The sequence below is a fragment of the Synechococcus sp. LA31 genome (assembly GCF_018502385.1).
Taxonomy (GTDB): domain Bacteria; phylum Cyanobacteriota; class Cyanobacteriia; order PCC-6307; family Cyanobiaceae; genus Vulcanococcus.
The window spans coordinates 783,325-804,589 of sequence record NZ_CP075523.1 but is presented as its reverse complement, the minus strand read 5'-3'; the positions used below and the strand labels follow the sequence as shown (position 1 = coordinate 804,589).

Annotated in this window: 18 protein-coding genes; 14 read left to right on the top strand and 4 right to left on the bottom strand. The window is 61.4% G+C overall.

The window, feature by feature from the left end:
* Position 1: 1 nt before the first annotated feature.
* From KJJ24_RS04285 to KJJ24_RS04265, 5 genes are all read left to right on the top strand, one after another.
* Complete coding sequence (locus KJJ24_RS04285; protein ID WP_214341509.1) at positions 2-931, top strand: NAD(P)H-dependent glycerol-3-phosphate dehydrogenase; 930 nt, start codon at positions 2-4, stop codon at positions 929-931.
* The gene (locus KJJ24_RS04280; RefSeq protein ID WP_214341506.1) at positions 931-1,815 is read left to right on the top strand and encodes a PhzF family phenazine biosynthesis protein; all 885 of its coding nucleotides are present in this window, start codon (positions 931-933) and stop codon (positions 1,813-1,815) included. The genes KJJ24_RS04285 and KJJ24_RS04280 overlap by 1 nt, the downstream gene beginning before the upstream one ends.
* Before the next feature lie 71 nt (positions 1,816-1,886).
* The gene (locus KJJ24_RS04275; protein WP_250544914.1) at positions 1,887-2,768 is read left to right on the top strand and encodes a SpoIID/LytB domain-containing protein; all 882 of its coding nucleotides are present in this window, start codon (positions 1,887-1,889) and stop codon (positions 2,766-2,768) included.
* On the top strand, positions 2,768-3,634 hold the full coding sequence (locus KJJ24_RS04270) for an ATP adenylyltransferase (protein ID WP_214341500.1): 867 nt from the start codon (positions 2,768-2,770) through the stop codon (positions 3,632-3,634). Before KJJ24_RS04275 ends, KJJ24_RS04270 begins: the two co-directional genes overlap by 1 nt.
* Before the next feature lie 35 nt (positions 3,635-3,669).
* Positions 3,670-4,407 carry a sigma-70 family RNA polymerase sigma factor gene (locus KJJ24_RS04265; RefSeq protein ID WP_214341496.1) on the top strand — a complete coding sequence of 246 codons (738 nt, stop codon included), beginning with the start codon at positions 3,670-3,672 and terminating at the stop codon, positions 4,405-4,407.
* Here KJJ24_RS04265 and KJJ24_RS04260 read toward each other — a convergent pair.
* The gene (locus KJJ24_RS04260) at positions 4,364-4,546 is read right to left on the bottom strand and encodes a sigma factor SigF (protein WP_214341494.1); all 183 of its coding nucleotides are present in this window, start codon (positions 4,544-4,546) and stop codon (positions 4,364-4,366) included. The genes KJJ24_RS04265 and KJJ24_RS04260 overlap by 44 nt on opposite strands.
* Positions 4,547-4,751: 205 nt before the next feature.
* On the opposite strand from KJJ24_RS04260, the gene KJJ24_RS04255 reads away from it, so the two are divergent.
* Positions 4,752-6,362 (top strand): DUF3370 family protein, encoded by a 1,611-nt coding sequence (locus KJJ24_RS04255; protein ID WP_214341490.1) that lies wholly within the window; start codon positions 4,752-4,754, stop codon positions 6,360-6,362.
* A gap of 25 nt (positions 6,363-6,387) precedes the next feature.
* Positions 6,388-7,455 carry a J domain-containing protein gene (locus tag KJJ24_RS04250; RefSeq protein ID WP_214341487.1) on the top strand — a complete coding sequence of 356 codons (1,068 nt, stop codon included), beginning with the start codon at positions 6,388-6,390 and terminating at the stop codon, positions 7,453-7,455.
* A 1,057-nt stretch (positions 7,456-8,512) separates the two neighbouring features.
* Here the strand turns inward: KJJ24_RS04250 and KJJ24_RS04245 are convergent.
* Positions 8,513-9,007 carry an allophycocyanin subunit alpha-B gene (locus tag KJJ24_RS04245; RefSeq protein WP_214341484.1) on the bottom strand — a complete coding sequence of 165 codons (495 nt, stop codon included), beginning with the start codon at positions 9,005-9,007 and terminating at the stop codon, positions 8,513-8,515.
* A gap of 87 nt (positions 9,008-9,094) precedes the next feature.
* Here KJJ24_RS04245 and rlmD point away from each other — a divergent pair, with 87 nt between their 5' ends.
* Positions 9,095-10,477: a 23S rRNA (uracil(1939)-C(5))-methyltransferase RlmD gene (gene rlmD / locus KJJ24_RS04240; protein ID WP_250544913.1), complete on the top strand. Its 1,383-nt coding sequence runs from the start codon at positions 9,095-9,097 to the stop codon at positions 10,475-10,477.
* A 21-nt stretch (positions 10,478-10,498) separates the two neighbouring features.
* Here rlmD and pheT read toward each other — a convergent pair whose 3' ends face one another.
* On the bottom strand, positions 10,499-12,961 hold the full coding sequence (pheT, locus tag KJJ24_RS04235) for a phenylalanine--tRNA ligase subunit beta (protein ID WP_214341482.1): 2,463 nt from the start codon (positions 12,959-12,961) through the stop codon (positions 10,499-10,501).
* Positions 12,962-13,077: 116 nt separating this feature from the next.
* On the opposite strand from pheT, the gene rpmG reads away from it, so the two are divergent.
* From rpmG to KJJ24_RS04205, 6 genes are all read left to right on the top strand, one after another.
* On the top strand, positions 13,078-13,272 hold the full coding sequence (gene rpmG / locus KJJ24_RS04230; RefSeq protein WP_214341479.1) for a 50S ribosomal protein L33: 195 nt from the start codon (positions 13,078-13,080) through the stop codon (positions 13,270-13,272).
* A gap of 68 nt (positions 13,273-13,340) precedes the next feature.
* Positions 13,341-13,562: a 30S ribosomal protein S18 gene (rpsR, locus tag KJJ24_RS04225; protein WP_010308434.1), complete on the top strand. Its 222-nt coding sequence runs from the start codon at positions 13,341-13,343 to the stop codon at positions 13,560-13,562.
* A gap of 85 nt (positions 13,563-13,647) precedes the next feature.
* Positions 13,648-15,606: a ribonuclease catalytic domain-containing protein gene (locus KJJ24_RS04220; protein WP_214343288.1), complete on the top strand. Its 1,959-nt coding sequence runs from the start codon at positions 13,648-13,650 to the stop codon at positions 15,604-15,606.
* A gap of 123 nt (positions 15,607-15,729) precedes the next feature.
* Complete coding sequence (locus KJJ24_RS04215; protein ID WP_214341477.1) at positions 15,730-16,209, top strand: nucleoside deaminase; 480 nt, start codon at positions 15,730-15,732, stop codon at positions 16,207-16,209.
* Between the two features lie 25 nt (positions 16,210-16,234).
* Positions 16,235-16,882: a hypothetical protein gene (locus KJJ24_RS04210; RefSeq protein ID WP_214341470.1), complete on the top strand. Its 648-nt coding sequence runs from the start codon at positions 16,235-16,237 to the stop codon at positions 16,880-16,882.
* A 1,109-nt stretch (positions 16,883-17,991) separates the two neighbouring features.
* Positions 17,992-19,341, top strand: a complete 1,350-nt coding sequence (locus KJJ24_RS04205; RefSeq protein ID WP_250544912.1) for an FAD-binding protein — start codon at positions 17,992-17,994, stop codon at positions 19,339-19,341.
* 155 nt (positions 19,342-19,496) lie between these two features.
* Here KJJ24_RS04205 and KJJ24_RS04200 read toward each other — a convergent pair whose 3' ends face one another.
* Complete coding sequence (locus KJJ24_RS04200; RefSeq protein ID WP_214341468.1) at positions 19,497-21,218, bottom strand: FAD-dependent oxidoreductase; 1,722 nt, start codon at positions 21,216-21,218, stop codon at positions 19,497-19,499.
* Between the last annotated feature and the right edge of the window lie 47 nt (positions 21,219-21,265).

The window sequence follows — 21,265 nt, the reverse complement described above, 5'->3', positions numbered from 1 at the left end:
CATGAGCCTGCGTATCGCGGTGATCGGTCTTGGGGCCTGGGGCTCCACCCTGGCCCGGCTCTTCGGCGATCAGGGCCATCAGGTGAGCGGCTGGAGCCGTCGCCAGGGCGGTGATCCAAGCGTTGTGCTCTCTACGGCCGAGCTTGTGGTGATGGCCACCTCCCTCAGCGGTGTGCGCAGCCTGGCTGCCGAACTGGCGCCCCAGTGGCCAGAGGGTGTGCCGTTGCTGAGCTGCAGCAAGGGCATCGATCTGCACGACCTCTGCACCGCCAGCCAGCTCTGGCTGCAGCAACTGCCGCAGCTCCAGGTTGTGGTGCTCAGCGGTCCCAATCTGGCCAGTGAGCTGCAGCAAGGTCTGCCGGCTGCCAGTGTGTTGGCCAGCGATTGGGCTCCAGTCGCCGGGGTGCTGCAACAGGCTCTGAGTAGTGACCGCCTGCGGCTTTACACCAATACCGACCCGATCGGCACCGAGGCGGCCGGCGCCCTGAAAAATGTGATGGCGATTGCCGCTGGCGTCTGCGACGGCTTAGCCCTGGGAGCGAACGCCAAAGCATCGTTGCTCTGCAGGGGTTTGGTGGAAATGGGGATGGTGATCCAAGGGCTCGGTGGTGAGGCCGCAAGCCTCTATGGCCTGGCTGGTTTGGGCGATCTGCTGGCCACTGCCAACAGCCCGCTCAGCCGGAACTACCGCTTTGGGCTGGCGTTGGCAGAAGGTCTCACCCGTGATGCAGCCCTGGCGCAGGTGGGCGCCACGGTTGAGGGAGCCCATACCTGCGAGGCAGTGCTTGCTCTGGCTGGGCGCCACGGGTGGCATCTACCGATCTGTGAGCAGGTGGGAGCGTTGATGGCAGGGCAGATCACAGCAGATCAAGCCGTGGGTCGATTGATGGGCCGAGGGCTCAAAGCCGAGGACCTGGTGGTGGTCGCGTGATGGCGGAGTGGTTACCAGCGGTGCTCGTGGAAGCCTTCACCAGTGAGCCGCTCCAGGGCAATGGTGCGGCTGTGGTGCGGCTGCGGCAGCCTGCTGAGGCGGCCTGGATGCAGCGGCTGGCGGGCAGCTTCAAGCAATCGGAAACCGCCTTTTTGTATCGCGATGAGCGAGACCGCTGGCGCCTGCGCTGGTTTACACCCACCTGTGAGGTGGAGCTTTGCGGCCACGCCACCCTCGCTGCCACCTTGGCGCTTGCCCACTGGGGCGAGTTGACGCGTGGTGAGAGCGTGCAGCTCGCCAGCCGCAGCGGCCCACTCACGGTGGGCCTGCATCCTGATTGGCAGGATGCAGGCCATTTGGTGTTGCCCAGCAGCGGTCTGGAGCCCTTGCCGGTTCCCGAAGCGCTCCAAGATTTGCTCGGGCAAAGGATTGAGCGCTACTGGGGGTCCCCCCTGGGCTATCGGGTGGCACTGCTCCACGCTGCGGCCCCTCTGGCAGACCTTGTGAATCCGGCGGCACAGCTGCAGGGACAAGACCGAATGGGCCTGGTGCTGATGCAGCCACTCAAAGGCCATGGGCCAGAGCTCATGGGGACACCCTGTGATTACCAACTGCGCTTTTTTGCTCCAGGCCTTGGCATCGAGGAAGATCCCGTCACCGGTTCGGCCCATGCGCTTGTGGCCCCTTGGTGGATGGAGCAGCTGGGTCGTCCCCAGGTGCGCGGCTGGCAGGCGTCGGCGCGCCGTGGTGGAATGCGTTGCGACGACGCCGGACCAGGCCTGGTCCGGTTGAGTGGTGCCGGTCAGCTCCTATGGGACGGACAGATCAACAGCTCAGGCGCTGGCTGCGATCCGCTCAATTGGCAGCGGGCCGTGCCTCTGTGAATTGGCGGCAGCTGTGCCTGGGTGCCCCGCTGGGTCTAGGAGCTGTGGGGTTGGGGTTCTGGGCTCAAGCGGTGCTTCCCAGTGGCTCTGGCATCAATGGGCCGCTGCTGGACGCAATGCTCACCAGTCCGCCGCCCCACGCCATTCCGCAGCCATCAGCGGCTGAGGATCTAAAGGGTCTGGCTGCGGAGCGCACCCCGACAGCTGACGGTTTTGCGTTGGCCGAGCCCGCTGGCGGCACACCGTTGGAGCTGGAAATCCGCGTGGCGGTGGTCCGCGGCGCCGAGCAGCTAGAGCTGTCCAGCGATGGGCCCTGGTGGTTACGCAGTGCCGATGGGACCGTGCTCCGCCAGGGCGCCGCTGGATCCACGATGAGCCTCACGACCACCGAGGCTGGAGCATCCGAGCTGTGGCTTGAAACCAATGCCGGCCATGCCGTGCGGGTGAACGGCGGGGCGTATGCAGGCCGACTGCGGATCTTGCGGGAGAGTGGACACTTGCTGGCTGTGAATCACCTGCCACTTGAGGACTATGTGGCCTCTGTGGTGGGTGCTGAGATGCCCAGTTCTTGGAGCATGGAGGCGTTGAAGGCCCAGGCCGTGGCTGCCCGCTCCTATGCCCTTGCACACATGGCCCGCCCTGCCAGCCGCCACTGGCATCTGGGCAGCACTACGCGCTGGCAGGCTTACCGCGGTTTAGCTAGCAGCACCAATCGCACCCGCGAGGCGGCAGCCGCCACAACAGGGTTGATCCTCAGCTACCAGGGCGGGATTGTGGAAAGCCTCTATGCCGCCACAAGCGAGATCAGCATGGAGGCCCATGGGCATCTGGGAGCATCCATGAGTCAGCATGGCGCTCAGGCCCTGGCAAACAGCGGACAGCGCTACAACCAGATCCTTGCTCACTACTACCGCGGCGCGGCACTCGCCCGGCTTCGGCAGGGCTCCGGCTGATGCCCCGCTACCTCGAGGCCGCCCTTCGCTGTTCTGATGCAGCTGAGCGCTCTGGAGCCTTGGTGCCGCTCCACACGGAGCGTGTTGAGCTGGCGGGCTGCGCTCCCTTTGTGGTGCGGCGTCTGCTCTCCGACACACCCAAGCATCTGCGCAGTGCCGGACCAAAGCCCAATCCCTTCTTGCCCTGGGATCCGGCTCTGCAGGTGGAGTTGTTGGGCACCGAGCACGTGCTGATCCTGAACAAGTTTCCGGTGCAGCGTGGCCATGTCTTGTTGATCACGCAGAGCTGGCAGCCTCAGTCCGGATGGTTGCAGACCAGGGATTGGCAGGCCCTAGCCGCTGTTGAGGCCGATACCGCCGGGCTGTGGTTCTTCAACAGTTGCGCCGCTGCCGGCGCTAGCCAACCTCATCGCCACTTGCAGCTACTACCGCGAGCGCCAGGCGAAGCCAGCTGCCCTTTGGCGGCCGGTGTGCTCGCTCAATTGGCGCGCACGCAACCGGCCTGGCCCTGGCTCTACAAGCTGAGTCCTCGCCGCCGCTTCGGTTGCAGCGATGGAGCGGCGGAACTTGAGGAGCTGTATCACGACCACCAAAAGCACCTGGGCCTGGGACATCCCAGTCATCAGGTTGCGCCGGTTGCCCCGTACAACGTGCTGTTAGACCCGGCCTGGTTCATGACTGTCGTGCGGCGTCGCGAGCACTGGGCGGGCCTAAGCATCAATGCCCTGGGCTTTGCTGGCTGCCTGCTGGTCACGCCGCAATCAGATACGGACTGGCTGCAAGACCACGGCCCCTACGCCCTGTTGGAGGCGGTGGCTGAGCCCCGGACCCGTTTGCGTGGCCGCACGGATGCGCCGCAGCGCTGACCGCGGTTTGGCTGAAGGAGCCCTGAGTCTTCTCTGTGACCCCGATATCCCCAGGCCAGCTCGCGCCTCGATCGCTTCAGCAGCGCAATCAACGTGTGCTGAACCACCTCGAGCTTGTGCAACAGGTGTCGAAGCATTACGCCGCGCGGTGCCGTGAGCGATCGGATGACCTGCACCAAGTGGCGGTCCTGGGTTTGATCCGCGCTGCGGAGCGGTACGACTGCGCTACCAACGTGCCCTTTTCAGCCTTCGCCAGGCCTCACGTGCGCGGCGCCGTGTTGCACTATCTGCGGGATGTGGCCCCACTGATGCGGGTGTCGCGGCGACTGCAGGAGCGCAGACGCCAGGTGGAACAGATGCGCCAGCGGGCTGATTGGTGCCCTGAAGCGCCTCGAGCGGATGTGGATCTTCAACGGCAGATGGGCTTGAGCGATCGCCAATGGCAGGCACTCGAGCTGATGGCCCGGGAGGGTTGTGTGCATCTACTGCCTCCCGGGCAGCTCCTCGATGAGCAGCTGAGGATGGAGGACACAGAACGGGAGCAATCCTCGTCTGCCCTTTTGGAGAGCGGTGCTGAGGCATTGGCTGCATTGCGGCGGCTCAACCGGCGGCAGCGCGCTGTGGTGGAAGCTGTAGTCCTACAGGGCCAGAGCCTGCGCACAGTGGCAGAGCGGCAGGGGAGCAGTGCCGCCACCGTGCATCGGATCTTGCATCAGGCGTTGGCTGAGCTCAGGCGTCAGCTGAGTCGTGCATCTGCCTCTCCAGAGTGCTGATGGCGGCATTGATCGCTGCCAGCTGTCGCTCCAGGCCGTCACGCCAGAAGGTGAGCGTGTGCAGCTTGCGCTCCTGATGGCGACGCCGGCACTGCTGAGGTGTGGAGCTGTCACCGCAGCCAAAGAATGGCGGGAACATGAGAAAATGGTCACCAGTTGATGTTCTAGCGGTCGACAACGGCCGACCGCGGGAATGGTTCCAGATCAAGCCCAAGCCTCATCACTGGGGCCAGAAGCACCGTCTTTACTGATTTTTATGCCGAGAGAGCTAAAGGAAAACGAAACAGCCAGCAACCCCGTGTGGCTTTGATCGCAAGGTGAGAGCAGTGGGTCCTGGAGCAGCAATGAAAGGCTTGGTTGTGGCGTTGCTGGGCAGCGTGATCGTGGTGCCCGTCCCAGCGCAGGCCTACGTGGCGTTGATGGCTGGTCAGAGCGCCAGGCCGCTCAATGGCGCGTTCAACAACGTGCCTGTGCTGCATTCCAACCAGCCCGAGGAAGTACTGGGTCCCGGAATCCTGGTCGACACACGCCCTGGCTCAGGCATCGCAGCGGAAACGAACCAGCCGCTGGCCAACGCCACTTACACCTTCAACGGTGAGTTTGGGCTTCACGTTCACCACAAGTACGACCCCGCCGACCGCAGCCGCATCCGCGGGTCCAACGGCCGTCGGGGCGAACTCACCCTGGCCACAATCCTGATCAACCCTGGATCGAATCCCGTCCACATCCGCTTCAAGAAGGGAGCGGTGCGGAACAGCTTCGAAGCCCCTTATCTGGCCAACAACCTGATGGGTGTCAAACCCCTCGGCCCACGGCCTTGGAACACGGGCCCTGGTGATGCCACAGCGGTGCAGATGTTGCGCGGGCAACTGGATCGCCGCCTTGAGGATGAGATCACGATTCCCGCCCACAGCCGGATCGTGCTGTTCAGCACTGCTCTTCCAGCCCTTGGCATCGCGAATGGGCTGCTACGCGGTCGAAGCGACGGACCCTTTCAGATGGCTGTCGTGGCGGCACGTGAGCCGCGTAACGATGCCGATATCCTGGCTGTTCTCGACAGTCGCCGCCTCGCCCCTGGGCGGATCTACCTGAGCCGCATCCGTCAGATCCAGAACGGAACCGTCTTTTCCCGTGTGGCTGGTGTGGCCTTGGGCGACACTTACACGGCGAGCCTCAACCACGACCTGGGCCAAGGGGCCTTGCACGTGCCCCTCACGAGCACCAATCGCCACCATTTCGGCACACGCGATGTGCAAGTGAATCAGTTGGCCTCGCGCATGATTGATTCATCGCTCGACAACGTGGGCACCTACGGTGTTCGCTTCGATGTGCAGCTGAATCTGCAGGGCGCAGGCCCGCACCAGTTGGTGCTGAGTCATCCCACCCCCAATGGCAAGCATTTCACGGCCTTCCGTGGATCGATTGGGATCGAAACCGATGAGGGCTACCGGGAGGTGCATGTGGGCATGCGCTCCAGCCAGAGCTTGCCGATTGCTTCACTCAACCTCAAGCCCGGCCAGAGCAACCCGGTGAAGGTGAGCTTGGTTTATCCCGCCGATGCCACGCCGGGTCATCTCCTCAGCGTCGTGCCTGACCAGCAGATGGCCCAGTTGCGCCAGCGTGAGGATCTGCTGGCCGCTGCGGCCGCCCAAGCCAAGCAAGCCAAACCGGCTCCCGTCGTTCCCCCGGTGCAGGCACAACCGGCTGCCGCCGCCGCCGCCAAACCCACTGCCCCAAAACCTCTCGCTGCCAAGCCGGTCAGCAAGCCTCGTCCTGCCGCACCTGCCGTTACGGCCACACCTGGCTGGATGCACCCCTTGCCCACGGTTCCAGTGCTGCAGGGGATGCCTCCAGCGGTGATCACGCCAACGCGGATGAGCCAGAGCCTGATGGAGCGCTACCAACAGGCAGTGCAGGCACAGCAGCAGCTGATGAATTCCCTGATGGGCCGATAACCTCAAGGGGCATCAGCAGCCAGGCGTGGCGGATAGCGGTTCCGACAAACGGCGGATCACCCTGGAGCTCAGCGAAGACCTGCTGAGCTGGATCGATAGCCTCAAATCTCAGATGGGCTTTCGCAACCGCGGCCTGATCGTGGATCAGCTGTTGCGCGAGCTCCTGCCGCAACAGGATGATGCCGATTCAGATCCGATCGCCAACGAGTCTGAGACCGCCACAGCAGATGAGGGCAGTGCGTACGCGTCGCTCGATCTCGCCGCAGAGCGCTTCAGCCCAGACCCTGGAGAGCTCGACGAGACGCGGGCCATTGTTCTGATCGGTTCCACCCTTGTCTCGCTACAAGACCAGGACCGGGACTCGGATAAGACAGTTAAGACAGGGCTGGGTTCACCCGTGGCCGCTGGGGGGATTCAGCTGCCTGGTTTTGTGCGACGACAGGCCCGCGCGGTCAAGCGGAGCCTTGCTGAGCAGGCGACGCCAACGCCAGATGACCGCGGCTCCGACCTGGCCTTGATTGCTCCAGAAACGGTGAACGATGCCTTGCACCGTGCACAGGAGCATTGGCTAGAGGTTTACGGGCAGCCACCTGGCGACGCTGTCGACGATGCGGCGTTGAGCTGGCTCGCGCGCGACATCTGGCCGCAATCGGATCACAGTGATGCCCGGCCCTTCACCTGGGGACTAGCCCAACAAGTGCTGCTCTCCTTGGCACCGAGCTGGCCTGTGGGTGAACCCAGCCTCGCGCGCGTGATCACGGCCGCCGGAATTCTGGAAGACCCATTCAGCGGCAGCAGCCTGCCCGTCAGGGTGCCGACGTTGATCACCCGCTTTGTTCAGCGACAGCGCAGCCGCAACAAACGAACCACCTCATTTGAGGCCATCGACCAGTCGATGACGGTGCATGGAGCCTTGCGGCTCTTGCAACTACCCACGATCGCGGATCGCCCCTACACCCTTAAGGAAATCCGCGATGCCTATCGAGGGCAAGCGCAGAGCCAGCATCCAGATGCAGGTGGCTCAGCCGATGCCATGCGTCGCCTCAATGAGGCCTATCAATTCCTGAAGGAGCGCTACCGGCGAGCAGGCTAGATCATCGATCCAGACTGCGACTCGAGCTGGATCTAGAGATGCAACCCTTATGGGACTAGCGAGCCTCGCCTTGGCTCGTGATTTCTGGAGCCATGCCCTGCACGGCCACTGGCCATGGGCAAGCGAGCGCATGGTTTCACGTTCTCGCACGTCTCAACCTGGACTAGATCCCTGCCGCGAATCACGTCTCGGTGTAGATGACTGAGACAGGCTCTGTTCCGCTGTTGCCCGGCGCCACCGCCCGCTGTGTTCGATGCAACTGGTTTGAATCACAATTAAAAATTTCAGCAAAACTATCTGCTAGCGGGGCCAAATGCTTTAGGGGGCGGTCTCGCTGAATCTTGCAAGTCGCTGGATGAGCTGTTGCCCCTCTCGGCTTCCTCGTGCAGCAGCGTGGACCGGCGAATCCATGCAGCTGCGGCCAAGGGCAATGTCCAGATGAGTCTGGCGTTGTCCAGAGATTCTGGACTGCCCAGAAACTACCGGTGTACCTGACTTTTGTAGCGTGCGTACCTGCTGTAGACACAGGTACGCACGCTGGGTTCGATGACCTTCCTCGGTTCGGATCAGCAGATGCTGGAGGATGTCGACTGGCGCAGGACGTTCGTTGCGACATCGAATGGATGAGCGGCTTCACGGAAAACAGCATTGGATGATGCGGGGTGAGCGGCTACCTCAAGGAACGCAAAAGCTTTTTTGGTGGTCCCATTCTAGTCTAAGCGTAAGTCTAGGTATACGACGAAGACTGGAACAGCGAGACTCGCGCCAACCCGATTCTCCAGGTGCAGCTCGGCAGCAATGAGCTGTGCACCCTGTCTCAAACAATCGATGGTTCGCTGCATCCTGTTGTGCCGAGAGATGACCAACACGCGCTGATGATCAAGACCGGCATGTGCGACAAGATCACGCCTCCAACTACGGATATCTGCAGATATCCGTAGTTGGACACAGCCTGAGACCAAATCAGTGCATTAGGTAAGACGCTTAAGAACGCTGCTCACAAAAAAAGCCGGCACTCCTGTGCCGGCCTCGGATTGATGCGGATGCAATGAATGGATCAGCAGGGGGTCTGCATGCCCTGAATCAGAAAGTCGAAGTAGGGGGATGCCAGGGCTGCATCGTCGCTATTGAGCAGCACGAGGGAAGCCTGCTTCAGGCAGCGCATGGATTCCACCATGCCAGGCATGGGCACGCCGAGGCTGTTGTACATCTCGCGTGCGCCTTCCAGGCCGATTTTTTGGATCATCTCGGTGCTGCCGGCGAGCACGCCGTAGGTCACCAGGCGCAGGTACCAGCCGAAATCACGCAGGCACTGGGCGCGCTGCTTCTGACCGTAGGCATTGCCGCCGGGGGCGACGTATTCAGGCTTGCGGCTGAACAGCTGTTTGGCCGCTTCGTCAACGATCTTTTTCTCGTTGTCGGTGAGGGCCCTCACCACCGCCATGCGGCTAGCGCCGGTGGTGAGGAAATCCACCATCGAGCGAAGCTCACCGCCGGTGGGATAGCGGAGCTGATCGTCTGCCTGCAGGATCAGATCGCGTACGACGCTCATCGAAACCACCTGTTGCTCGTCGATCTTATCGAGACTGAAGCTCCAGCAGCCCTTGTGAGCTCAGGTGTTTACGCACCGATAGGGTCGATGCATCCACGGGCGCGTGCCATGGCCACCAAAACAGCACTGCGGCTTGGTCAAACCTTCGAAGTCACGATTTATGGCCTGGGCCATGACGGCCAAGGTGTCGGTCGCTTCGAGGAGTTGGTGGTGTTTGTGCCCGGCGCCCTGCCAGGGGAACGGGTGCTAGCCCGGCTGCGCCGCCAGGCCAAGCGGCATCTGGAAGCAGACCTGGTGGGCGTTGAAGATCCTGCCCCTGAGCGGCGTAAGCCGGCTTGCATCCTGGTGGAGCGTTGCGGGGGTTGCTCGCTCCAGCACTGCAGTGATCCGGCCCAGGCTGAGCTGAAAACAGATCTGGTGCGCCAGGCTTTGCAACGCCTCGCGCATCTGAACCTGGATGTGTTGCCGATCCTCCAGGCAGCGAGTCCGCTGGGATACCGCAATCGTGCCTTGATCCCGCTCGAGCGCAGCCCGGAAGGCCAATTGCGAGCCGGTTATTACCGCCGCGGCAGCCACAAGATCGTGAACATGAACCGCTGCCCGGTGCTCGATCCACGGATCGATGCTCTGATTCAACCGATCAAGGCCGATCTGGAGGCCACCCGCTGGCCAGTAGATGTGAATCTGAGCCAGGGCGGCGGCTTGCGCCACCTGGCACTACGGGTGGGCCACCACAGCGGCGAGGTGTTGATCACCTTGGTGAGCAGCCACAACAACCTGCCGGGGTTGGAAGCTCTGGCTCATCAGTGGCAACAACGCTGGCCGGAGGTGGTGGGCGTGAACCTCAACATCCAGCCGAAGGCCAACAATGTGGTGCTGGGCCCGGACACGTTTCAGGTGAGCGGACGCTCCTGGCTGCTGGAGAGCTTCGCCGGCCATGCGTTGCACATCGGCGCTGATACGTTTTTCCAAGTGAACACCGCCCAGGCGGAGCGGCTGGTTCCGCTGCTGGTGGCGTTTTTCTCGGAGCAACCCGATAGCCAGGTGCTCGAGGCCTATTGCGGTATTGGCACTTTTTCCTTGCCGCTCGCCGCTGCGGGCCTTGATGTCTTGGGCCTGGAGCTGCAACAGGCCTCAGTGGATCAAGCACGTGCCAATGCTGAGCGCAACGAGCTGCCCAAGGCGCGTTTTGAGCAAGCCGATGTACTGGCTTCCCTGGCGGTGCATTTGGCCTGGGCGGAATCCTTGCTGGTGGATCCGCCGCGCAAGGGCCTGGCACCGGAGGTGATGGACGCAATCCTGAAGGCGCCCCCTAAACGCATTGCCTACATCAGCTGCAATCCAGCCACGCTGGCGCGGGATCTGGGCCTACTGAGTGCGGCGGGATACCGGATCCGGCCAATCCAGCCGGTGGATTTCTTCCCGCAAACGAGCCACGTGGAATGCGTGGCCCTGCTGGAGCGCGACTGATCCGGCAGGCGGCCGCGCGACTCAGCCCCGCAGCTGGGCTCCGAACTGCTTCTCCAACGCCGCACGGATCTTCTCGTGGGCGCCATCCACTTCCGTGTCGGTGAGGGTGCGCTTGGCATCGCGGTAACGCAGGCGGAAGGCCTGGCTGCAGCTGCCTGCTGCCACCTGTTCACCCTCGTAGCGGTCGACCAGTTCAGCCTGCTCGAGCAGGGGCTTACCGGCCTTGCGGATCGCTTGCAGTAACTGACCGCTGGCGGTTGTCGCAGGCACCACCAGCGCCAGATCGCGTTCGGAGGCTGGCACCGTGGCGAAGGAGGCGAAGGCCGGCTGCCAGCGGTTGCGGCGGGTGGCAGCGCTGAGCAGTTGCGCCATCTCCAGTTGGAACAGGTAGGTGGCAGCGGGCAGGTCGTAGCGCTCAGCCAGTTCGGGATGCACCTGGCCGAACCAACCGCCCGGCCGCCCTTCCACCGCGAGCTGGGCGGCACGGCCGGGATGCAACAGCGGCTCATCGCTGAGGCGGCGATCCTCCACAGGCAACTTGAGACTGTCCAAGGGCTGTTGCAGCACACCGCGCGCCTGGAAGTAATCCAGCGCCTGTGGTTTCCCGCTGCTGCTCCACAGTTCAGCCTGGCGCGATCCGCAGATCACACCCGCTAGCTGCAGGCGCTGACCGCCATCAGCGGCCGTGGCATCAAACACGTTGCCCAGCTCGAACGCCCAGAAGCCACTGCGACCAGCCTGCAGATTGCGTTGTGCGGCCTGGAGCAGCTCATCCACCAGGCTGTCGCGCAGGTGGCTGTAATCGGCGAGCAGAGGGTTCGCCAGCGCCACGCGCCGCTGCGGATCCGCACCAGGGCGATCTGATTCGGCCGGGCCGAGCGAGAGGCTGCAGGTTTCCTGCAGGCCTGCATCCACGAGCATCCGGCGCAGCCGACGCTCGGCTTGCTGCGCGTCGCTCAGACCGCCGGGTTCGGTTGGATCGGGCAGATGACTGGCAAAGCGGTCGTAGCCCACCAGGCGCGCCACTTCTTCAATCAGATCCACTTCCCGCTGCAGATCCATGGCGCGTGAGGGAGGCACCTGAACCTGCCAGCCCTCGTCGTCTGGGCGGAGCTGGCAGCCCAGGGCGGTGAGGATCTGCTCGATCTCGGCGTTGGGCAGGTCTCCTTCCTCACCACTGGCATCCACCACCGGACCCAGCAGGTTGTGCAGGGCGTCGCTGCGGAGCTGCAGGGCTGGGCGTGGTGCTTCGCTGCGCTCATGCCCCCAGCGACCCTCCACCTGGGCACCGCAAAGGTCTTGCAGCAGTTGCACGGCCCGATCGGCTGCGTTGAGGGTCACCTCACGCGGAAGGCCCTTTTCAAAGCGGCTGCTGGCATCGGTGCGCAGACCCACGCTGCGGGCGCTACGGCGCACCGTTTGCGGGGCGAACATCGCCGCCTCGAGCCAGATGCTGGTGGTGGAGGAATCCACGCAGCTGTTGTCGCCACCGATCACGCCGGCCAGAGCCACAGGCTGGTCGGCGTAGCTCACCACCCAAGCTTCATCACTGAGGCTGTGCTCGCTGGCGTCAAGAGCCTTGAAGGCCTCTCCGCTGTGGCCGCTGCGCAGATCCAGGCGCGAGGGATCGGCCTGGCCTCCACTGAGAGCCGCCAACTTGGCGGCATCAAACGCATGCAATGGCTGGCCAAACTCCAGCATCACCAGATTGGTGATGTCCACCACGTTGTTGATGGGCCGTAGGCCCGCGCGCTCCAAGCGGCTTTGCAACCACTGGGGTGAGGGGCCCACCTGGAGGTTGTTGAGCGCCGTAACGCTGAACAACCCGCCGGCTTCGATGCGTTCCTGCACCGATGCGCTGACCGGCAGTGGTTGCACTGGAATGGCCGGAGCCGCAGCGGGAAGGTTTAGGGCCGCTCCGCTGAGGGCGGCCACCTCACGGGCGATGCCCTGCATCGACAGGCCATCGGGTCGGTTGGCGGTGATCGCCAGCTCGAGCACTTGATCGTCGAGCCCAAACATCGGGCCAACGGGAGTGCCCAAGGCGGGCACGCTGGCGAGGGCCTCATCGAGGATCACGATCCCATCGGAGCTGTCGGCTAGACCCAGCTCGGAGAGGGAGCAGATCATGCCGCTGCTGGCCACGCCACGCAGCTCAGCAGGTTTGATCGTGAGATCAACCGCCGGCAGGTACGACCCCACCGTGGCGACGGCCACATGAATGCCAGCGCGCACATTCTTGGCACCACAGACAATCTGCAGCGGTTCATCGGCGCCGATCGCCACCGTGCAAACGCTCAACTTGTCGGCGTTGGGATGCGGTTCACGGCTTTGCACATGGCCCACCACCACACCAGCGGCTCGGGCGGCGAGATCCTCGATCTCCTCCACTTCAAAGCCAGCCACCGATAACCGTTCGGCGAGCTCCTCAACCGGCAACGTGCAGGCCACCAGCTCCTGCAGCCATTGGAGCGAGACCCGCATGTCAAGACGTCCGTAATCGGCCGACTCTAAGGACAGGGCCTGAGGGGAGAGGTCAGGCGACAAGCTATGGTTGATCGCTGTCCAACCCGCATCGCCAAAGCGAGGCAACGTCCTTTATGGCTAAGAACAAGGGCGTCCGGATCGTGATCACTCTCGAGTGCACCGAATGCCGGTCCAACCCCGCCAAGCGGTCTCCTGGTGTGTCCCGTTACACCACCCAGAAGAACCGCCGCAACACCACTGAACGGATCGAACTGAAGAAGTTTTGCCCGCACTGCAACGCGTCGACGGTCCACAAAGAGATCAAGTGATCTCGGCTGTGACGCCATCTCCTGCTGTGTAGTCAGCGCCTTCTGCTTTTCTCTTCCCCCGTTCTCTCATGGCTAGCTCCTTCTTCAAGAAGCGTCTGTCGCCGATCAAGCCCGGTGATCCGATCGACTACAAGGATGTCGATCTGCTCAAGAAATTCATCACCGAGCGCGGCAAGATCCTTCCCCGTCGTCTCACCGGCCTCACTGCCAAGCAGCAGCGCGACCTCACCAATGCGGTGAAGCGTGCCCGCATCGTGGCTCTGCTGCCCTTCGTTAACCCCGAGGGCTGATCCCCTGGCTTCCGCGGTGTTCCATCCCGGCGACCTAGTCGGTGTTCAGGAATCCCGCGGAGCGCAGCTTGCGGTGGTTGAAGCCGTGCAGGGCAGCAAAGTGCGCTTGCGCATTGGCTTCGACGCCAAATCATCCGTTGTGCCTCAGCGTCAGCTGGAGCTCATTTGCCCCCTGCCCTCCGGTACCGATGCACCGCAGCGGTTGGGGGCTTCGCCTTGGGCGCTCAAGCCCGAAGACCTGAACGACGCAGGTCTCACAAGGCGCAGCTGGGGCGCAACCTGGCTCCTGCTTCTTGAATCAACCGAGACGCTTGAGATTCGAGATTTTGCTGATCTGGCGTGTGGCGGCACCGAGCCAGCCCAATTGGCGAGCTGCTGGTTGAAGCTTGTTGGGCCTCAGCAGTGGTTTCGGTTCAAGCAGGGTCAGATCCAGGCCCGCAGCGCCGCAGAGCTGAAACCGCTGCGCCGCGATCGGCGTCTCAAACAGCTGCAAGAGCAACGTCAACAGCAGTGGCAGCAGTTGCTCCGCGCTCGGCAGCCCGTGAGTTTCGATCGTTTGCCACCCGAGCAGCAGCAGCGGCTCGAGGCCCTGAAGCAACTGGCGGCCGGTGCCTTGGAGCTCGATCAACTTGAACCGGAGCTGCGCCAGAGCCTCACCGCTCTCCATCTCGCTCAGGACCGCGGCGATCTCCGACATCTCTTGGTGGATCTCGGTCAATGGGATCGCCACCACTTGGTGTCGATGGCCGACACCACTTGGAGCCTCGGTTTCAGTGCAGAGCTCGAGGCCGAGGCCGAACGGGTGCTCGCTTTACAGGATCAAGAGCTTCCGGGCGACTCTGGCCGCCTTGATCTCACGGGCCAGCGCTGCGTCACGGTTGACGATGACGACACCCGCGACATCGACGATGGCCTGGCCCTAGAGCGCCGGCCAGACGGCAGCCTGAGGTTGTGGATTCATGTGGCCGATCCAGGTCGTTTGGTGCCCGTGGATTCGCCGCTCGATCTGGAGGCGCGCCGCCGCGGCAGCAGCCTGTATCTGGCCAGCGGAAACCTACCAATGTTTCCGCTGGCCCTCACCACAGGCCCCTTCAGCCTGAGGGCCGGTATCCGCAGTGCCGCCTGGAGCACCTGGGTGGATCTCGATGCGGAGGGCGACATCGCGGCCTACGGCATCGTGCGCAGCTGGGTGAAGCCCACCTACCGGTTGAGCTACAGCGATGCCGATGACTTGATCGATCTGGCGCCGCCGCAAGAGCGCGATCTTGCCGATCTCGATCAGCTGCTGAATCGCCGTCGCCAATGGCGAGTCCGCCAGGGAGCGCTGCTGATGGATCTCCCGGAAGGGCGCATCCGCAGCAAAGGTGGCGAGCCCGTGCTCGAGGTCAGCGAGCCCAGCCCATCCCGCGCCATGGTGGCTGAGGCGATGATCCTGGCTGGTGCGATCGCAGCGCGGTTCGGCGTTGAGCATGGCCTAGCGCTGCCCTTCCGCAGCCAGTTGCCGGCCGAGCTGCCACCGAAAGCAGAGCTCGACGCGCTGCCCGATGGTGCCGTGCGCTTTGCGGCGATCAAGCGCTGCCTCAGCCGCGGGTTGATGGGAACCCAGGCTTCACCCCACTTCAGCCTCGGGCTTCCTGCTTACGCCCAGGCCACCTCGCCAATCCGGCGCTACGGCGATCTGGTGGTGCAGCGCCAGATTCTGGCTCAGCTCAGTGGCGACACTCCCATGGGCGAAGACGCATTACAGGATCTGCTCAACAGCTTTGATGGAGCAGTGCGCGAGGGCATCGGCATCTCCCGCGAAGACCAGCGCCACTGGCAGCAGGTGTGGTTTGAAGCCCACAAAAGCAGCCAATGGCGTGCTGACTTCCTGCGCTGGCTTCGTCCCCAAGACCGGCTCGGCCTGGTGCGGATCGATGATCTGGCCATGGACCTGGCGGCTGAATGCCCGCAGAACGCCCAGCCAGGAGAGGCGTTGCTGCTGCGTGTTCAACAGGTGGACTCACTACGGGATCAGCTCAAGCTTGTGGCCTCAGCCAGCTGATCGCTCAACAGCACGCTGTTTGCCATCAGGTGTAAGAGCTCTTGTGGCCCAGCAATGAATGGTTGCGTGGTTGGCAAATCAGAACTTCTGGGGCAGCATGACGTTAAGACTGCATCTCTACCGATGACATCAGAACAGGATCAAGGCCTGATGAGAGAAGCCATTCGATTGATGCGCGAGGCGGGTGTTGTCAACAAAACAGGCGGTCCATTCGGAGCCGTGATTGCGAAGAATGGCAAGGTTATCGCTTCTGCTGGCAATAGCGTTGTGCGCGATCTTGACCCTAGTGCTCATGCGGAGGTGAATGCTATCCGTGCAGCTTGCAAAGCGCTTGGCACCTGGGATCTGAGTGGCTGTGTGATGTATACCAGCTGCGAATGCTGTCCGATGTGCTACGCCACTGCTTATTGGGCGGGCATTCGCAAGGTGTTTTATGCAGCAGCATGGTCAGATTATTCTGATCTGTTTTCTGATCAGGCAATTAACGAAGACATGCAGAAATCCAAAGATCAACGCGAGATTCATTTGACGCAGATACTCCAGGCTGAAGCCACTGCGGTTTGGAAAGAATTCCGCCTATTACCCGATGGAGCTCGCTACTAAATCTGCCTAAGGAGCTCTTGCGACGATGACTGATCAGCCGGCAGGTGATGAGGAGTTTGTTTACACCTTTCATAACGACCTACCTGCAGGCCAGGTGGAAGGCTTTAGACAACTCCAAGTTGATTTAGACCAAGCCGCTCAACATTTTGATGGGTATCTTGGTCAAGAGCTCTTGTATGAACCACACCAAGCTGATGAGCTCACGCACTGCACCGCAAGAATTCGCTTCACGAGCCTGGAGCGTTGTCTTGCCTGGCTAGACAGCAGTGAGCGGCGTCGCTTGCTGGTAGACGCGGAAACTTCCATCGGGTACCGGTACAGCTCCATGGTGGAGCCCCAATCATTTGACCAATGGATTGCTGTTAGGAGCGGCCAGCACACCCCCACCTGGAAGGTGAACCTTCTGGTATGGCTCGCGTTATACCCATCAGTAATGATTCTGATTTTGGCTGGTCAAACCACGCTTGGGCGATTGCCTTTACCGCTCAATATGTTGATCAGCAATGCGATCACTGTGGCTGTTACAGGTTGGTGGCTCGTGCCCTGGTTGAGCCGCGTCTACAAGGGTTGGTTGTCGAATCGATCGCAACGATGGAATTGGATTCATGGCACGACCATTGTTGGTTTTCTAATGCTGTTTCTTCTCGCATTTAGTACTATCCACCTGAAATAGCCAATCAACTTGTGGTCGGTCCACTGGATGCTTTATCGATCTGGTCATTTTCTAGAATGCGACCTGTCGATACAGGTTCGGTGACAGGGCTCTGAAGGTTTGATTCTTCGGTTGCGCCGCTTCAAAGAAACTGGATTGACCAGTTATCCTAGTACCCGCCGCTAACCAGCATGTTTAAACAGGGGAATGAGTGGGGACTGTTGGGCTTCCAGCCGATGGCGCGTTGCAGATGAGCTGGTATGGATTGGGAATTGGAGAACTCAATCGCCTGGTAGATTAACAATGATCGCAGATGCTGTGCAGGTATTATTGGTGATGGCGGTTCTTGATCGTGAGCAGGCGATTGGATTCGAATTCACATCGATCTGGGTGTAGGTCTGCAAGAGAATACCTCGCTCTGAAATAGCACGTTTCACCAGCCCTGCGTTCACACCGGTGTACTCAACGCCAACGCTGTTGTGAGGGCGCCCCGCTAAACATACACAGCTTCGGAATGTTCAATGAACATGGTGGGTTCGGTGATGCCTCAGTCCCAGCGGGACTGGCGAAACCGTCTCTCGCGGGGGCTTAATTCAGCATTGTTGAATTCCGTGGCGGATGGATCGCGGGAGAGACGATCACGGCAGTCTCCTTTGGGATGACTGGTCTCACTGCGGCAAATCCCTTCTCTGCAATCCAAGCGAGCACGAACAGTGCATCAGCGAGCTCAGCGCTTGGGGCCTCTATCTACTGCTCAAACAATGACTCTGCAACGTTTGTCCGCAACTCGACAGCAGTGGCATCACAGCTTTTGACCACCGGCTGGTCACCCGCACATAGCAGCGCAGTGACTGCCGCGATCACTGCAGAGTATCGCTCAGGCTCTGTTGAAGAGTTGCTCTAACAACAGCATCAGAGTGGATTTGGCTTGGGTACAGATTAAGACTGAAGGCTTTCGTCGTGAACTTTTTGATGCTGATGAGCTCATGCTTCAAGTGTTACACAGATTGCTTTATCGAAATCGCTGCATCTCCAACCCACAATCATGGTCTTTCGACTCAGTGAGTGGCTTATTACAACTCGTCATCCTCTTTTAGCCTACGTAGGCTGGCCTGGCTAGGCATGAAGGAGTGGTCTCTCTTTTTGGATCTGTGATGCCGTCTAAAGTCTGGAACCCCGGTGAATTGGGGTACGAGCGCGTGCTCCACGATCTGTTCAATGGTGATGCTGCTGCCATGGAGCCATCCCGCATCATCCAGCCGCGCAATGAAGAAGACGTGGCCTCGGCGGTGGAGCGTGCCCGATCGGAAGGTTTGCAGCTCAGGGTGCGCAGCGGTGGTCACAGCCGTTTCTGCAGCGGGGATGGTGTACTGATGCTCGATCTTGCTGCTCACTTCCGGGCTGTTTCGCTTCACGCTGACCTGGTCACCATTCAAGGTGGTACGAGCATGGGAGAGGTGCTGCGCTGCCTTGCCCCCTACGGTCGAATGATTCCGGTGGGCACTCACGACTCTCCAGGATTCGGGTTGTTGACCATGGGTGGTCTCGGTCATCTCTGCCGGAGCTTTGGCCTCACGCTGGACAACATCGTGGCCCTGCGAGGTGTCGATGGCACCGGGCAGCAATTTTGCCTGAATGAGACTGATCAGCAGTCTGCAGCGTGGCGTTATCTGCGCGGTGCGGCGCCCTTTCTGGCGGTTGTCACTGAGGTGACCTTGCGAACCCATCCTCGCAACCCATTACGGGTGAATCGACAGCTCTTGTCCCTGGTGGACCTACCCCAGGCGTTAACGGATGCAGAGACAATGCCACGTCATATCTCCTGTTCGTTTGTGTTGGGGGTACAACCAGATCAGGTTCAACCTGTTGTGATGCGTTACGAGGTGATGGAACATCAGCACTGGCAACAGCAGGCACAGCTTAGTCAACTTGAGGCACTCGAATGGCAAGACCAGGTTGCAGGTCTTGAGGATTTGCCGGGCTTCTCTATCCCATACGGCAATGGAACCCTCCCGCCGGAGATTCCACCGGATCCCGACCGGCATCGCAGACTGCGTTCGTGGATCTACACCGTCAGCATTTCACCAGGCCAGATTTCCGTTCTTGCCCCGTTGCTGCAAAGCGCTATTTGCAAAGCACCCAATCCGCTCTGTCGCATCGATTTGCAGCACAGCGGCGGCGCAGTGAGGCAGCCCCTTATGGGACGCAACGCCTACCGAGGCCGGGAGGCGGAATGGTCAATTGTGGTGTCGAGCTTCTGGGCTGCAGGTGATGGATCTGCAGAGCGGGCATCCCGCATCTGGGCGGATGGTGTGTTTGATGCACTTGAGGCCATCGCCTGTCACGTCTACTTGGTGGAACGCCATCCTGGAACCTGTCGCTACAGCCGCGAATTGGAACTTGCTTATGGCTCTGATCTCAGTGCAATACGGGAGCTCAAGAGGCAGTGGGATCCGGATTCAATCTTGCCGTCTTTGTAGATAGACCGCTGCAACAGGGTGCGCATCAATATCACTCACAAAGACTTCTCGGCAGCGAATGCGAGCAACATACACGTGATCGAGACCTACCAATAGTTTCGTTGCAGACTGTCGTCGAACTCCATGAGATCGCTGTCGCTGCGCCAGTGGCTGTCTTATTCATTGAACTCTTGTAAGACAGAGGTTACACGTAGCCATGGGCCCCACGGGTTCGTGAAAGCAGTCAGGCGAGCAGTTGTTGGGCGTGTCACTCCAGATAGCCAGTTCTGAACGCACGGCTCTAATGTCACCAGTGGCCAGCGCTCATCCTTCCCGCACAGAACTGAGTACTTACCCGTTCCATCGGGTACAACGACACCGTCAATCATGCGTTCTCGAGATGGACTATGGTGCCGTTTCGACAGAGTCCAATCTGGCGACACTGAAGCTGGTGCTCTGAGGTCAGCGGCGAGGGTGTCCTGTATCAATCTGGGTTCAAGATTGCCGGGTTGCTGCTCCACACGAACCGCTAGTGCGGCCGCAGCGCCCGCCGCCTGCCCGACGTTCAAGATCAGTGGCTGTAGGCGTGTGGCCCCGTTGGCCATATGGCTCGTACTAAATGCTTTATCTGCAGCTAACAGGTTGTCGACCGATTCACTGACCAAGCAGCCGTAGGGAATGCAGAAGGGTGTGCCCGTCCATCGCCCACCCCAACGGCAGCTTTTCGGCGCCAGTGGCCAATCAGGACCTGGGTAGTGGTGGTCATTGGCGTAGTTGCCAAAGGCGATTGACTGCAACTCGCCGGTTTCGTTCATTGGCAAGGGCGCTGAAGAGACACCCTCTGTTTGCGGCAGCAGATCCTGTTCAATCACCATTTGTTTACCGATCATCCGGCGGCCCTCACGCCAATAGGGCATGGCGGCCAGCCAGGGGGCCGGGCTGCCTGATTCGGTAGGGAAAGCATTCCCCAGCTGCAGCCAACCTCCACTCACGTCTTCTAAGGCTTTTGCGAAGTCCAGGCTGTGAGCCTGCATCTGGTGGAAAAGTTCTTCTTCCTTTGTGGAATCGTTGCTGAACGCCCGATTCAACCCCCAATGCCAGTCATTGCCATGGAGTGGCCAATTCAGCATCACTAGGCCACCTGGCAAGCGCCCATAGGTGATGGTGCGCTCAAGCCCAAAGGCTTCGCAGGCCTGTTCAAATGGCGCTGGTAAGGAAGGCTTGCCGTTGGGGTTGATGCCAAGCGTTGGATCAGGTTCGAGCCGATCGCTTCGCAACTGCCCCATCACCACCCAGGTCGGCGATTGAACGGGGTGCTCCTTGAAAAAAGGGTCTGAACCGATCCGCGCGGCGCTGGGGGCACTCGGTTCGCCCCATTGCTCCTGCGGTTCCCAACCGAGGCGAAATGGGGCTTCCGCCAGTGGCAGTAAATCGCCGCGATCGCTGCCATCGATCGCCACCTTGCAGCGCACACGCCGGTGTTCACCGCCAACGTCCACCTGCACCGAGCTGATGAGCGATCCTTCGCGCTCCACCTCCAGCAACTGGCAGCCCGGCCACCAGAGCAGTTTTGGCTCTCCCGCCACCCAGTCCTGCAGGATCTGCTCCGCCGTAGTGGGCCGGTAGCCGAAACAGCTCACCCAGTTGTGATCGAGCCCCTCTGGCTCACGCCGCTCCAGCTCACGCAAAAAGGCGCCCCAGAGGCCCGTTTGCCAGGGGGTGAGCTCGTTGCCATCAGGGCAACACACGCCTGCGGCGCTCACCATCCCGCCGAGCCAGCTGCCCGGGGTGAGCAGCAGGGTGCTCACACCACCACGGGCTGCCTGAATCGCGGCGGCGACGCCGCCAGTGCCCCCTCCCCAAACCAGCACGTCCACCGCGTCGATGGCCTGGGTCATGAAACGGGTCTTGGAATCAGCAAGAGCCTCGCAGGAAACAGGCGCTG